At 35.1% G+C, this 15,415-nt stretch carries 13 protein-coding genes, 1 pseudogene and 1 other annotated feature; of the genes and pseudogenes, 3 read left to right on the top strand and 11 right to left on the bottom strand.

The window, feature by feature from the left end:
• Positions 1-32: 32 nt before the first annotated feature.
• The 7 genes from AC1Q51_RS00410 to hflX all read right to left on the bottom strand — a co-directional run bounded on the left by AC1Q51_RS00410 (position 33) and on the right by hflX (position 7,854).
• On the bottom strand, positions 33-1,370 hold the full coding sequence (locus AC1Q51_RS00410) for a sodium-dependent transporter (protein ID WP_001088187.1): 1,338 nt from the start codon (positions 1,368-1,370) through the stop codon (positions 33-35).
• 296 nt (positions 1,371-1,666) lie between these two features.
• Positions 1,667-1,889 (bottom strand) — a binding site (T-box leader).
• Between the two features lie 244 nt (positions 1,890-2,133).
• Positions 2,134-2,709 carry a hypothetical protein gene (locus AC1Q51_RS00405; protein WP_492331300.1) on the bottom strand — a complete coding sequence of 192 codons (576 nt, stop codon included), beginning with the start codon at positions 2,707-2,709 and terminating at the stop codon, positions 2,134-2,136.
• A gap of 23 nt (positions 2,710-2,732) precedes the next feature.
• Positions 2,733-3,560 carry a DUF4037 domain-containing protein gene (locus AC1Q51_RS00400; protein WP_492331299.1) on the bottom strand — a complete coding sequence of 276 codons (828 nt, stop codon included), beginning with the start codon at positions 3,558-3,560 and terminating at the stop codon, positions 2,733-2,735.
• 92 nt (positions 3,561-3,652) lie between these two features.
• On the bottom strand, positions 3,653-4,165 hold the full coding sequence (locus AC1Q51_RS00395) for a GNAT family N-acetyltransferase (protein WP_090976142.1): 513 nt from the start codon (positions 4,163-4,165) through the stop codon (positions 3,653-3,655).
• Between the two features lie 78 nt (positions 4,166-4,243).
• The gene (cysK, locus tag AC1Q51_RS00390; protein WP_000762271.1) at positions 4,244-5,161 is read right to left on the bottom strand and encodes a cysteine synthase A; all 918 of its coding nucleotides are present in this window, start codon (positions 5,159-5,161) and stop codon (positions 4,244-4,246) included.
• Positions 5,162-5,171: 10 nt separating this feature from the next.
• Positions 5,172-6,383 (bottom strand): MFS transporter, encoded by a 1,212-nt coding sequence (locus AC1Q51_RS00385; RefSeq protein WP_001149399.1) that lies wholly within the window; start codon positions 6,381-6,383, stop codon positions 5,172-5,174.
• Between the two features lie 211 nt (positions 6,384-6,594).
• On the bottom strand, positions 6,595-7,854 hold the full coding sequence (gene hflX / locus AC1Q51_RS00380) for a GTPase HflX (RefSeq protein WP_098235558.1): 1,260 nt from the start codon (positions 7,852-7,854) through the stop codon (positions 6,595-6,597).
• 692 nt (positions 7,855-8,546) lie between these two features.
• Between hflX and AC1Q51_RS00375 the strand changes: the two genes are divergently transcribed.
• Positions 8,547-9,530: a ketoacyl-ACP synthase III gene (locus AC1Q51_RS00375; RefSeq protein WP_492331298.1), complete on the top strand. Its 984-nt coding sequence runs from the start codon at positions 8,547-8,549 to the stop codon at positions 9,528-9,530.
• Between the two features lie 46 nt (positions 9,531-9,576).
• On the opposite strand, the gene AC1Q51_RS00370 is transcribed toward AC1Q51_RS00375, so the two are convergent.
• The 4 genes from AC1Q51_RS00370 to AC1Q51_RS00355 all read right to left on the bottom strand — a co-directional run bounded on the left by AC1Q51_RS00370 (position 9,577) and on the right by AC1Q51_RS00355 (position 14,340).
• Positions 9,577-10,851, bottom strand: coding sequence for an MFS transporter (locus tag AC1Q51_RS00370; protein WP_000884505.1), 1,275 nt, complete (start codon positions 10,849-10,851; stop codon positions 9,577-9,579).
• A gap of 208 nt (positions 10,852-11,059) precedes the next feature.
• Entirely contained in the window at positions 11,060-12,808 is a 1,749-nt protein-coding gene (locus tag AC1Q51_RS00365) for an MDR family MFS transporter (protein WP_492331297.1), read from the bottom strand.
• Between the two features lie 36 nt (positions 12,809-12,844).
• The gene (locus AC1Q51_RS00360; protein ID WP_000678333.1) at positions 12,845-13,384 is read right to left on the bottom strand and encodes a PadR family transcriptional regulator; all 540 of its coding nucleotides are present in this window, start codon (positions 13,382-13,384) and stop codon (positions 12,845-12,847) included.
• A 152-nt stretch (positions 13,385-13,536) separates the two neighbouring features.
• Positions 13,537-14,340, bottom strand: a complete 804-nt coding sequence (locus tag AC1Q51_RS00355; RefSeq protein WP_061666795.1) for a polyphosphate kinase 2 family protein — start codon at positions 14,338-14,340, stop codon at positions 13,537-13,539.
• A 404-nt stretch (positions 14,341-14,744) separates the two neighbouring features.
• Here AC1Q51_RS00355 and AC1Q51_RS00350 point away from each other — a divergent pair, with 404 nt between their 5' ends.
• Both AC1Q51_RS00350 and AC1Q51_RS00345 read left to right on the top strand, forming a co-directional pair.
• Positions 14,745-15,209: a YozF family protein gene (locus AC1Q51_RS00350; RefSeq protein ID WP_000823337.1), complete on the top strand. Its 465-nt coding sequence runs from the start codon at positions 14,745-14,747 to the stop codon at positions 15,207-15,209.
• A 29-nt stretch (positions 15,210-15,238) separates the two neighbouring features.
• Positions 15,239-15,394 (top strand): annotated as a pseudogene (locus AC1Q51_RS00345) (DNA mismatch repair protein MutT); the annotation flags it as partial.
• Positions 15,395-15,415 lie beyond the last annotated feature (21 nt).

Below are 15,415 nucleotides of genomic sequence, written 5' to 3'. Positions count from 1 at the left end.
GCGTATCTTTGTATGATACGCTACCTTTCTTTTTATATAATGCCAAGTACATTTAAGAATACGATAATAATCGCAATTGGTGCGATATAACGAAGTAAGAATAACCATAATACGAATAGTTTATAACCTTTATTTTTACTTACACCTAGCTCTTTCATTAATACATCTTTCTTCATTTTTAAAGGAACAAAGATAGAAACTAATAATACACCAAGTGGCATTAATACGTTACTTACTGCATAGTCCGCTAAATCAAAGACTGTCTTCCCGAAAATCTTCAGATCACTTAATATACCGAATGATAATGCTGATGGTACCCCAACAACGAAGATTAATAACCCTACAATTAAGGCCATTTTTTCACGTTTCCCTTTACCTTTTGATGTTAACGATGCAACACTAATTTCTAACATCGAAATTGCTGATGTAATCGTAGCGAAGAAGAATAGTAATAAGAAAACAATGAAGAATAATTTTCCGAACGCCATTTTACTGAAAATAGCTGGCAACACGATAAATAATAGTCCCGGCCCTTGAGATGGTTCCATTCCAAATGCGAACACAACTGGGAAAATTGCAAGTCCTGCAAGTAATGTAATAACAAGAGTTAAGGCTACGATAGAAAATGCTGAACGTGGTAAGCTTTCTTCTTTCGGTAAGTACGAGCTATACGTTACCATAACGGCTACCCCGACAGATAATGAGAAGAACGATTGCCCCATTGCGTATAATATAACTTCTGATGTTACATGTGAGAAATCAGGTTGTAAGAAGAAACGAACGCCTTCTCCAGCACCATCTAATGTAAGTGCACGAACGATTAATACAAAGAATAAAACGAATAATGCTGGCATGAAATATTTATTTACTTTTTCAACACCATTTTGTACACCTTTACTTACGATGAAAATAGTAATAAGGATGAATAATAGCTGTGATCCAACTGCTAAATATGGATTGGAAATGATTTCACCAAACGTAGCTTCGTATGCTCCATTTCCTTCCCATAGTCTACCTGTAATTGCATTCCATAAATATAATAAAATCCAGCCTCCTACAACACTGTAGAAAGAAAGTAATATGAAACATGTTACAATTCCTAATTTACCTAACCAAGGCCATAACGTTTTAGGAGCAATCTCTCTATATGCATCGACAGCCTCTTTTTGTGTACTTCTTCCAATAACAAATTCAGCTAATAATAGCGGTAAACCAATTAATAATGTGAAACCGATGAAAATTAGGAAGAACGCTCCGCCTCCTCCAATGCCGGCCATATATGGGAATTTCCAAATCGCCCCAAGACCAATTGCCGAACCTGCTGCAGCTAATACGAAACCTAATTTCGATGTCCATTGCTGTGAATTCATTTGTTAATCTCCTCTCTATCTCTTTTTCTTTGTTACAATTCGGTATTTATATTGTTCTATCAATACTCTTTTCTAATACGTTCACTTCCTCCCTAATAAAAAAACGTCCCTACGTAAATACGTAGGGACGACAAAAATATCGCGGTACCACCCTAGTTGTGAAGAACACTAAGAAACCACCTAAATAAAAACGCCCCTACGCAAAAACGTAGGGACGATAAAATATCGCGGTACCACCCTAGTTATGAAGACACACCAAAGTTAGGACCTAAATAAAAAACGTCCCTACGTAAATACGTAGGGACGATAAATATCGCGGTACCACCCTAGTTGTGAAAAAATCTTCACCACTTTATTTGATAACGGTATAAACTACCGTCTTTCATTTCCTCATAATGCGAGATTTATGAAAGATGCTCCAGGACGAACTTCATGAATAATCTATATACTGATTCACACCAACCATCAGCTCTCTGAAATAGGGAGATATTCACTACTATACCCTTTCATTGCCCAAATATTATTTTCCGAATTGATTACTATCATTTTTATCACACATTAAAAATAGTGTCAACTTATATTTCGAATTTTTATGTATTACAATCTATTTCAAAATTCGAAATATAAGTTTTTAGTTTAGAAAACAAGTGGATTAGTACATAACGAATTCTAACAGGCAATAGAAAAAGAATTACGTATTATTGATACTTATTCAATAATACAAATCATCTAGAAACATAACCTGTCTCTCTGTATTAATTTTTTAAGAGTTTGATGGATACCAAGAAAATTTCGCATCACTATCCAGTGGTCTATTTTTCGTTTCTTCTTTAATTACACGAAACCATTCATTTAGAATTTGAGTTTTGGGCAATTGAGCAGCAAGGTTATCTTCCCAAATTATATGTGAAAACCAGGCTTTCGTTTCCCATTCAAACTGCAATTGCGCAAACGAAATTATAGGGTGATCAGCTTCATGAAATTGCTCATTTACTGCATTTGAAACTTCTGGAGCTTGCGGTAACAACTCGTTCTGAATTCTATTTCTTATCGTCTCATTTTCTAGCTGATCCCAGAAATACAATTTCCCATTTATTTGATAGAAAATATCAAATGAAGCCTCACCTTTCTTCAAATTCAATAATACGAAGGCACGTTCCACATCATTGTCAGCCGCCTTTACAGCATTAACAATTATATTTTGTACCATTGATACCCAGTAACTAGTCGCTTCCTCTACCGGTGATTCAACATACAATTCTTCACTTAATTCATGAAGAGTGGCTTCTTGCTCATTTACTTTTTCAACTTTTTTAAAAAACCTATTAAAAAAACCCATAACTTCCCCTTTATTACTGTTTTCTATTTCACAAAATAAAAAATCGATTTTTCTTGCTCATCCACATTTACTCCTGGCGCGTATGTATGAACTTGTTGCAACACTTCTTCTATTAGCAACTCTAACTCCTGCACACTATTTTCTGGACTCCCTATTAATGTGTCCGCCATACGTTCATATAAATTTTCAGGTTTAATAGTCATTCGTTCCACATTATTAGGCATCCATTTAAACGCTGGATGATGTACATACATTTTATTCAAACCAAATAAAACACCGAATACGTTCCTTTGTACTTCGCAAATAACATCATAAAGCATAAGCCAATCTTTCCGTTTTAAAAGCGCCTTTCGATTGTGCCAACGATTACTTAACCATAGATTTTCTGAAATCATTCGTTTTACTAGTTCATCTGGATATACCACTACTCTATCTTTTAATTCATTCACTTTCTCTTCTCCATACAAACTAACACCATCATGAACGGATGATACAATACATTGTTTTTCATAACTTATATCATATTGATCCACCACATCCGAAATCACTTTCTCTACTGTCTCTGTTAAAAAGTTACTAATCTCTAATTTAATTCCCTCTTTCGTTAAATACGTTTCCGACCATTCTTCTTCCTCATACGGATGATACGATAATATTGTCCCATCAATATGATGAATAGGGGCCCTACGATCCTCATCTTCTGGCGGTGTTGACCATAAAATATGTAATTCTATATCTGAATGTTCATCTTCAAGCTTTCTAGCTACTGAACCCGCTAAAATAATGGCTTCTACTTTCGGATTTTGCCTATAGATCTCTGACATCTCTATTGCTTTCTCTTTTAATCCCATTTCATTTCCCCCTAAAATTGCAGTAATCCCCTATATTTCATTTATCTATTTCGATATTACAGCTTGCATTACCTTTTCAAATTCCTACTACATCATATTTCTATCCAAAAGCGCTGAATAACTTCACCAGTACGAGAAGAAACTATTTCATTTTCTAACACACCGCCAACCTTTTGAATCGTTTTAGCAGAACCGATATTGGATTTATCACAAGTTATTAATACTTTCTGCAATCCTAATTTTTGCGCTTCAGCTAATGCAAGTTGTAGTTGTTTCGTAGCGTAACCGTGGCGACGTTTATTTGGATGGACACTATATCCAATATGACCGCTTTCCCGTAATAATTCTGGATTTAATCTATGTCTAATATTCACAAAACCTATAAGTTCCTCTTTTTCAAAACTTAAAAACTGACTAGATGGCACTCGATTAGCTAGTAAATTTTCTCCTATTTCTTGTTTACTCACTTTTTCAAACCATTCATCAAGAGAATCAAAGTTTTGTAAAGAACTACTTCCATGTGGTTGTTCCCCTGAGTGTAAAAACGCGTGTCTATACGCTGTAATATGCTCACTATATTCATGGGTTGGTTTTAATAGTTTCATTGTTCTTCTCCCCCTCTTCATTCCATAAAACAAACACCTTAATAGCAGCTATTCACTATTAAGGTGTTTCTATCCTTTTTATTCAAATAACCCCATGCTCAAATAACGTTCACCTGTATCAGGCGCAATACATAAAACTTTTTTACCAGCGCCTAGACGTTTCGCTATCATGATTGCAGCATAAACAGATGCTCCAGAAGACGGCCCAACTAATAATCCCTCTTGTCTAGCTAAGTTTCTCATTGTCGTTAAAGCCTCTTCGTCTGCAATTTGAATAATTTCGTTATACACTTCTGTATTTAAGTTTTTCGGGATAAACCCTGGGCTTGTTCCTACTAGTTTATGAGGACCTGGCACACCACCTGATAAAACGGGTGATCCTTTCGGTTCCACTACTGCAATATATAAGTTTGGTAATTTCTCTTTTAACGTTTCACCAGTCCCTGTAATCGTTCCGCCTGTTCCTGCCGTTGCAACAAAAGCGTCCAGCTCTCCATCCATTTGTTCGTAAATTTCAAGCGCAGTCGTATAACGGTGAATATTCGGATTAGCTGGGTTTTCAAATTGTTGCGGAATAAAACTATTCGGTATTTGCTTTTGCAATTCTAACGCCTTCGCAATTGCTCCTGGCATTCTTTGTTCTGCTGGTGTTAAAACTACTTCTGCTCCGTATGCTTTCAATAAATTAATACGCTCTTTTGACATATTATCTGGCATAATTAAAATCGCTTTATACCCTTTAGCTGCTGCATTCATCGCTAAACCAATCCCTGTATTCCCGCTTGTCGGTTCAATAATTGTATCTCCTGGTTTGATGAGACCATTTTCTTCTGCAACGTGAAGTAAATTATAAGCAGCACGGTCTTTCACACTGCGCGATGGATTAAACATTTCTAGTTTCACATACACATCTGCTGCGTCTTCCGGAATAAATTTAGATAATCGGACGACAGGTGTATCTCCTATTAATTCCGTAACGTTTTCACACAATTTCATAGCGCATCCCCTATTCTATCGTTTTCTTATCACTTGGCAGTAACCATGAAGTGAGTCCAATTAATGGTAGACAACTACATAATAGCATAATAAATTGCAGGCTATATATATCTGCTAATTTCCCAAGAACTACAGCACCTAATGCTCCAAGTCCAAACGCAAGACCTACGATTAATCCTGACACCATTCCCACTTTTCCAGGTACAAGCTCTTGTGCATATACAACAATTACACTAAAACTACTTGAACTAATAAAACCGATACATAAAAATAACGGTACGACCCACACAAGTGAGACATGTGGTAATAACAGTGCAAGTGGCGCTGAACCTAACATTGAAAATACGATGATATTTTTCTTACCAAATCGATCTGCTAACGGTCCTCCGAAGAAAGTTCCTAACACACCAGCAATCATAAATGCGAATACGAAATACTGGGCATTTTTTATAGATAAACCGTAATGCTCTATTAAGTAAAATTGATAGAAATTCCCGATACCAGCACCGTACCAAGAGCGTACAAAAGTAAGAAAAACAAGAAGTATAATAACGAATTTAATGTGTGTACTTACAATTGCATTTTCCGCCTCAAGTGCAGCCCTCTTCTTCCTTCTTACAGCACCCGTTGCTAATTCATTTTTGTACCAATTCGATACGAAAATTAATAATACAATTCCTACTGCTGCAAATGCTGTAAAACCTAATGAACCAATTTGACCGAGTGGAACGAAAATTAGCGCTGTAAAAATAGGAGCTAGAGAATTCCCCGTGTTTCCCCCAACTTGATAAATTGCTTGCGCTAACCCTCGTTTTGCACCTGCCGCCATATACGCAACACGAGCGCCTTCTGGATGAAAGACCGCGGAACCTAAACCAATAAATAAAACAGAAATAATAACAATAATAAAGTTTGGTGCAAACGCGAGTCCAATCATTCCAAGCATACTTGAAAACATGCCGAGTGGTAATAAAAATGGTGACGGCTTCTTATCTGAATACATACCAAACACCGGTTGCATAATCGATGACGTCATATTTAATGCAAACGCAATCCACCCTACTTGCATATAGGATAAATTCATCGTTTTTTCCAAAATAGGAAACAACGCCGGCACAACTGCTTGCATCGAATCATTTAAAAAATGCCCAAAGCTAATCGCAAATAAAATTCGATATATTGTCGGTGTTTCTACAGTTTTTTTGTGTGAAACTGCCTGCATATGTGAATCTCCCCTTTCTGTACAAAATATATATTTATTACAGTAGGTGTAATAAATTCTGACTTTTGAAACATTTCTATTCTATACTGCTTTCATTTCTTTTTCCAGAAATATAACTTAACTCCCGTCATTGGCTTGCATCCTTGTAACTTTCAGCGGTAAAACAGTACAAAAAAAGACAACCCAATCACATACTGGGTTGCCTCTTACATTAAATTGCAAAATGCTTATACTTCTCGTAATCACTCGTCTTACATTCTATTTGTAATTTGGTACCTTCGTTTTCGTAACTCGTAGATAAAACGTGTGCATGATTATTGAAATACGAAACTACCTGTCCTTGATCATATGGAATTAACATTTCACACTTCGTATATTCTTTATAGATGTGTGAGCGAATCATTTCTACAAGTTCTTCAATTCCAACATGTTTCTTCGCTGATAAATAAACGCGATCTTCTTGCACTTTCGGAATTTCAACATCTACCATATCTGATTTATTATAAGCATAGATCGTTGGAATATTTTCTACTCCAATTTTCTTTAACGTTTCATTTGTAATATCAATTAATTGTTCATAATTTGGATTTGCGTAATCTACAACGTGAATAAGTAGGTCTGCTTCCGCTACTTCTTCTAACGTTGAACGGAACGCCTTCACAAGATGATGTGGTAATTTACTTACAAATCCAACTGTATCTGTTAATAAAAATGATTTATTATCTGGCAAATCAATATTTCGTACAGATGTTTCTAACGTCGCGAATAACATATCTTTTTCAAATACTTGTTTTTCTTCTGTACCATTATAAATTTCAAGCATTGCATTCATCGTCGTTGACTTTCCTGCATTCGTATAACCTACTAATGCTACAACAGGTATTTCATTTTTCTTACGCTGCTTTCGCTGCGTTTGACGCTGGGCAACGAGCGCTTCTAAATCTTTATTCAAAACTGAAATTTGTTCTTCGATTTTACGACGGTCTAACTCTAACTTTTTTTCACCGACACCTTTATTTTTCGTACCAACGCCGCCGCTCTGTCTCCCTAACGATTCACGAAGACCGATTAAACGAGGCATCATATACTGAAGGTGTGCTACTTCTACTTGTAGCTGTGCTTCTTTCGTTTTCGCACGTTGCGCAAAAATATCTAAAATTAAAATGGTACGATCAATTACCTTACAATCTAAATCCTCTTCTAAATTTCGAATTTGTGAAGGAGATAATTCATCATTAAAGATAACCATATTCGCATCTATTTCTTGTACATACTCTGCAACTTCTTCAATCTTTCCTTTTCCGATATAATGCGATGGATTTACTCGTTGTAAATTTTGCGTTACTTGCCCAATTACCTCTACATCACAAGCTTCCGCAAGATTTGTTAACTCTTCCATCGAATATGCAAAATCATCTTCATTACCTACATTTACTCCAACTAAAACTGCTCTTTGTAATACTTCTTCCATATATTTATTCCTCCATTTCGATTACGTAAAATAAAAAACACAGGTCGCTGCCTGTGTTTTCGTAAACGGATAAGGGTTCACCAAAGAAATAGAAGAAAGCTATGCTTTCATCCTATTTTATAGTCAAAAAGTCCCAAGATTGTATACGTATCCACAGTAAATGTTCACTTATACAATCCCATTCTATTTATAAAGGCAAAACAAAAAGAGGGCGTATTCGTCCCTCCCTCTTTTTCACATATAAGCTTAATAAAGGGTTCCTTTAAAATAGGCAGACCAATCCCGTTCACTCTGTACACAGACAGAGCCTTTGAGCGCTATTCAATTATTGGCACAAAGTATTGAGACGTAATCTGATTAAGATCAAAGGAAGCCCCTCCGTTCATTTTAAGTTACATAAAGTGTAGCATAAGTAATTCGCTTTCACAAGGTTTAACAACCTATATCACACTAAAGAAAATCTTTATATTTTTACTTTAATCGTCATTTTTTGCGAGTTTTTCTCACAATAAAAATAACAAAAGCAATTATCAATTTTAGAAACTTCTCGTATATTATTTTTACAGCACTCGCCAAATTCCTTCATAGTAAGTTAAGTATTATCGTTTTAATACAACAAAAATCTTTATTGACATTTTTATAACCTAATATTAGTATCAGGTTATAAAAAATAAAAGTTAGGAGATGTTCCTATGCATTCTAAATCTCGTATTACTGCAATTGGTACTTATGTTCCAGATCAAATATTGTCTAATAACGATTTAGAAAAGATGGTCCATACGAATGATGAATGGATTGTACAAAGAACAGGAATGAAGGAAAGAAGAATCGCTAGCGACGAAGAATACTCCTCAAACTTAGCCATTAAAGCAATTGAAAATTTATGTACAACATATAAGAAAAACTTAGAAGATGTCGACTGTATCATTGTCGCTACTACTACTGCTGATTACGTTTTCCCTAGTGTTGCTTGCCAAATACAACAATACTTCAACATACCTCATACACTAGCTTTTGATTTAAATGCAACTTGTGCTGGTTTTACATATGGACTACACGTCGGTAATAGCTTAATCACTTCTGGATCACATGAAAAAGTACTTGTCGTAGCGACAGAGACATTATCTAAAGTTACTGATTATAGCGATAGAACGACCTGTATTTTATTCGGTGATGGTGCTGGAGCTATTTTATTAGAAAGAGATGAAGACACCCCAAGCTTTATCGCTGCTCACATGGGAACAAACGGTGATGGCGGCATTCATCTATATAGAACAAACTTATCTACTACTATGAATGGCACACCACTGCAAACAAATGAAAAAATCGTTCAAAATGGAAAAGAAGTATATAAATGGGCAACACGTACAGTGCCAAAAGGCATAAAAGATTTAATACATACCGCAAATATGCAAGTAGATGATATAGACTGGTTCATACCCCACAGCGCTAACTTACGAATGATTGAATCTATTTGCGAAAAATCTCAAATTCCAATACAAAAAACATTAACGAGCGTGGAATATATGGGGAATACCTCTTCAGTCACCATTCCACTCACTTTAAATTTAGCTATAAAAGAAGGAAGGTTAAATAACGGAGACACACTTTTACTATACGGATTTGGTGGCGGACTTACGCATTTAGGACTTATTGTAGAGTGGAATTTAATTTAAGTGTATAAAAAGAGGTTCTAGTCAGTAACTAGAACCTCTTTTTCATTTAATTTCTTGCCCCTTTTCGAGACCATATCACAACAGGAATAAGTAATAACGCTAACACGCCTCCAGCCAATGACAATGCCGCATAACTTGAATTCGCTACTACCATACCTGACATTGCTCCACCAGAAGCTCCAGCTAGCGCAATAAAAACATCTATTTTCCCTTGTGTTTTAGCACGTGTAGACGGTGTTGTGGAATCAACGATTTGTGCTGTACCACTTATCAATCCGAGGTTCCATCCTAGCCCAAGTAAAGACAGAGCAACGATTAATAATAATAAAGAATCACTTGGCGCTATCGCAGCTATGACACCCGCTGCAAGTAAAATCACTCCACCAGCTATGCTCATTGTAGTTCGGCCAATTTTATCAATTAACATTCCTGTAACGAGAGATGGAAGATACATTGCACCTACATGAAAACCTATCACAAGTCCTACTGCACTTAAACCGTGACCGTGGTGTCCCATATGAACTGGCGTCATCGTCATAATCGCAACCATCACTATTTGCGTAAGTATCATTACGATTGCTCCAACTGTAATACCTCGTTTATTTTCTTTCGCTTCTTCTGTTATTGGTTGTCCTTTATATGTATGTTCCTGTTTATATCTTTCTATTATGTTAGCAATAATCAAAGGATCTGGACGAAGCATAACAAAAAGAACTAGACCCGCCAGTATAAATGCTGCTGCCGATAGTATGAACGGACCTGCAAGTTTAGGAACTCCAATTGAATGAGCAAAACTTCCCATTCCCCCTACTAAATTTGGTCCTGCAACTGCACCGAAAGTCGTCATTACCATCGTAATACTAACAGCCGTTGCTCTCTGCTTCTTATCTGCTAAATCTGTACCTGCATAACGAGCTTGTAGATTCGTGGCTGTACCGGCACCATATATAAGTAAAGAAATAAGTAAAAGAATAATACTATTTGTTAAAGCTGCCATTACAACACCAATTGCTCCAAATCCGCCTACTATAAACCCTGTTGCAAGACCTATCCGGCGTCCATATCGTTGCGAAAGCTTCCCTACTATGAAAGCTGCTAATGCCGATCCTAATGTAAACATAGCAGTTGGTAATCCTGCAAATGCATCTGTTCCAAGCATTTGCTGCGCAAGAAGTGCTCCCACTGTAATACCAGCAGCTAGTCCTGCACCGCCAAACATTTGTGAAATGCTGACGATTATTAACGTTCGTTTGTATAGTTTTTGTTGCTCTTCTTCTGTGTACACATGATTATCTATTAAAGCCCCTGCCTTATCTAGCAATTCCCCATCCTCCTTTTAAAATTAATCCCTCTTGTTAATGTACTATGTATAACGTTACATATTCAATGGCATTTTCCATTCCTTCCTTTCATTCTAAAAAACTTTCTAATCATACTCGACTTATCCCATGCTATATTAAAAATACTACTATTCACAATATGCAAGGAGAAAACAATGAAAAAAACAGGCTGCTATAGCCTGTTTTTCTTTACGCTTCTTCTACTAATCTTCCCCTTCTCTTTTTACTCAAAGCTTTCCCTTCCCAAAACAACAAACTTACGAAAGCACAAATTAAAATAATTGGCACACTTGCTTTATATAAATCTGTAAAACTCATTGCCATCTGATTCTTGGCATAATGATTCACATCATTCGAAAATGTGAGTACCTCTTTCTTTATACTTTCCTCTTGTTTTTCAACTTCTTTTGTCACTTGCCTCATAACTTCTTCTCTTTTTACATCTCTATATTCTACTGGAACTTCTCTTAATATTTCATCCGTCTTGTCGCGAATCAATTCTTCCTTTTTCTCTTTACTTAATCCCATTGTCATTGCATTTTGTTTCTTATTTATATTCGACTCTAAACTTTGATTCTCTATTTTCTCTTTAGTCATTTGTAAAATTTCAGTTTGCTCAGTACTATTCACATGAATAGTACGCACCTTTTCTTCTGCATAACGATATACTTTTTCTTTATTTACAGTTAAATTGTGAGTTAAATTAGAGACAAATATTGCAACCGCCAATACAATTCCAACTTGTCGTAACATTGATACAACACTTTGAGAAGCAGTTAACAGTTCTCCTTCAAATGAAGAAGCACTTAAAACTGTAATTGGCCCCACTACTAAACCATATCCAACACCTAATATCATACATGGAATAATAATTTCTATATTTGTTGAATTAACATTTATTATTTGCAACCAATAGTAGGAAAGCCCCATAACAAGAAATCCTGACAAAATAATAGTTACTTTTCCGAGTTTTTCAATTAAAGTTGCTGCAACTGGTGAGACAAAAAATATCATTGCTGAAATTGGTGTCACTAAAAAAGCCGCTTCAATTTCCGTTCGACCTTGTAGTTTCGTCAAGAAAGTTGGAAGCAATACAGTAACTCCAATTAAAAATAAATTACTCAATATAACAACGATTGACGCTCCGACAAACATTCGATCTTGAAATAACTTTAAATTCACCATTGGATTATGAATCTTTCGTTCTACTAAAACAAATAGAATAAGAGAAATAGTGCTAATTGCATAACAAGACAAAGCAATATTACTTTGCCATCCCCATGTATTACCTTTTACTAATATGAGAGTAAATGAAAAAATTGCTGTGCTACTTAATAGTAGTCCTATCCAATCTATTTTTGAGATAATACGTTCTTCATTTTTTATTTGTAGCATGATGCAACATAACACGATTCCTATTATACAAACCGGAACATTAACGAAGAACACCCATCTCCATCCTAAATTTTGCGTAATAATTCCACCTATTACTGGTCCCATAGCAGCTGACAATCCTTGTGTTACTCCTAAAATTGCAAGCGCAACATGCCTTTTAGCTAACGGCATAGCTGATACACCAATTACCATACTTGTTGGAAATAAAATTGCTGCCCCAATACTTTGTATAAAACGAGAAAAAATAAGAAAATCACCTGTATTAGCAAAAGCGCAAAGTACCGATCCACCACCAAAAATCACCAGACCAAGAATATACATCTTTGCTTTTCCAAAGATATCAGCTATCCGCCCTAACGGAATGGCAAGTACTGCAATCGTCATTGTATAAACATTTAATACCCAAGACATCTTTTCTAACGAAGTATTTACACTCGATTGTATTGCCGGTAAAGCTATATTCATAATTGTCGTATCAATCATACAAAGAAAGATACCTAGACACATTAAAAAGACAATCTTAATACCCTTTGATTGCTCCATCTTTATATACCCCTTTATTTATTGTGAACGCGTTTTTCATTCTTCTGTTTTATTGTTTTCTTTCGCCTCTAACTCTTCTAATTTTTTCTTCAAAGTCTCCACTTGTGCACTATACGATGCAATACCTACATCTAGTGAAATTTCTTCGACGAAAGTAATACCTACTCTCCACTTTTCATATTTCAATCGAAGATCTGCAATGTACGCTTCTTTTCTTTCAATTTCATCTTTAATCCATTTTTTTATTGTTACATCATCACTATAGTTACCAAAATACATTCTCATTAAAAAATCCGAACGTAAAACATCCTTCTCTACAGGTGTCTGCATGTATTGATAAAATTCTTCACGCCCCTCATCTGTAATAAAGTACATTTTCTTATTCGGTTTTCCCTCTTGCATGACAACCTCTTTTTTTATTTTCCCTTCATTCTCCAATTGTCGTAACGTTGGATAAATCATTCCAAAACTTCCATCAAAAAAATGAGTAAATACGTCTTCAAACACAATTTTAATATCGTAACCAGACAATTCCTTTTCCATTAATAAACCTAAAACAACATCTCTTCCCTTCAAAGTAAAACCCCCACATAGTATATAATCAATAATCATATCAACAATATTAATATGATTATTGATTATATACCTTATTCTGTTAATTGTAAAATGTTTCTAAATAAAAAAGCCCCATAATTTGGTTTCACCAATTCACAGGACCATTTTCTTTTTTACTCTTTAACACCTACATCTTGCAAAACTTCGATATCCTCTTTCATTTCATAATAATAAGAAGGCAATTCTATACCATGTTCTAAGAAATAATCCTCAATGAATGAAATAATAATTTTTAACGTTTTCACACGAGCATACAATTTATCGTTACTTTCAATAATATGCCACTTCGCATTTGGCTTACTTGTTTTTTCAAACATGTCTTCCATTGCTTCAACATATTCATCCCATTTTTCACGATTACGCCAATCTTCGTCTGTAATTTTCCATCTTTTCAAAGGATTTTTCTCTCTATCTTTAAATCTCTTTAACTGTTCCTCTTTACTTATATGGTAGAAGAACTTCCCTATTATGTAATGGTCATCTGTTAGTAGTTTTTCAAAATCATTAATCTCATCATATGCTCTCATCCACTCTTCCTTTGTAGCAAATCCTTCAACACGCTCAACTAACACACGACCGTACCATGAGCGATCAAAAATGGTGATTTGCCCGTACTGTGGAATTTTACGCCAGAAACGTTGCAAATAATGGTAACGTTTTTCATGAGGTGCAGGCGCTCCAATTGGATTTACTTGGAACCCACGCGGGTCAAGATGTTCCGTCACCCGCTTAATTGCCCCACCTTTACCAGCCGCATCCCATCCTTCCATAACAAGCATAACCGCGATTTTTTCTTCTTTCAAAATTTGCTGTAATGCTAATAAGTGCCTTTGATATTTTTCTAATTTCTTATTGTACTTAGATTTTGATTCAATTTTTTTCGTTAAGTCTACTTTAGCAAGATGTCCATTTTCCATAAAACAAATCCCCCTTGTTGTATGACAATGTTATTTTAACATATTTTTGGTAATTTTTTCATATCCTAAATAGCTGTGTAGAAACATCTCTACACAGCTTCCCTCTCTAATTTCACATATACAAGTACATTTAACTACATTAAAACAAATAATTTATACGGAACTCTTAGTATATTCTTTTTATTAAAACGTAAAAATAGCCCTTTTAAAAAGGGCGGCAATCTAAGTATAGAAAAAACAAATTTATTCTTTCTTACTACATACGTAATTATGCCAGCTATAAGAGTAGTGAATAAGATATTGATTCACTACTCACAATAACCACTTTACATTATATGGTATATTTACTTATGAAAAGAAGATAATAACAAGTAAATCCATTAAAGAATGGGAGCTCTCAAAAAATGAAACGAAAAATATTAACTCTCTTTACGCTTATATGTTTAGCACTACCAATGCAAGCTAGTGCTTACACATTTCAGTCACTACCGATTGCGTCAAAGTCTAAACAATGGTATGTCGAAATTGATAAATCTCATAACTCAAACAAGCAAGCAATCCAGCCAAAGCAAGGTGTATTTGATACGTATAGTTTACTCGTAAAAAACATCGGTCATGATGTATCAAACGTATCTGTGGAAATACTTGATAACAATCCTACCTCTAAAGCTACCTTTAAACCTACTACACCTAATGAAAATATTTCTAAAAGTCATACAAGCTTTGACTACATGGTATTCCCATTAGACTTTAATAGTCATAATTTTAAAGTTGTGATCACTTGGGAAGAAAAGAATTTCTCTTATAACGGCCATCCGGTAAATGAAGGTAAAAAAATGAAACAAACATTTGTATTTAATGAAGAATAAGTCCTAATTTCTTTAGGGCTTATTCTTTCTTATGGATACCAATCGATACAGCACTAAAGCTACCTATGCAAACTTGGTTTAAAGAAAGATTCCCATTATTTTTTGAAACAGGCACTTTTGAAATTCAACGTGTTTGGGATAATGAGCTAAATAAACAAATTTCTATGACAATTACCCATACATAAAAAAGCTTGGAAACCCATCCA

Source organism: Bacillus sp. MT94, from assembly GCF_058792475.1.
Note: the sequence above shows the minus strand (reverse complement) of the source record. Positions and strands in the feature narration are given on the sequence as shown.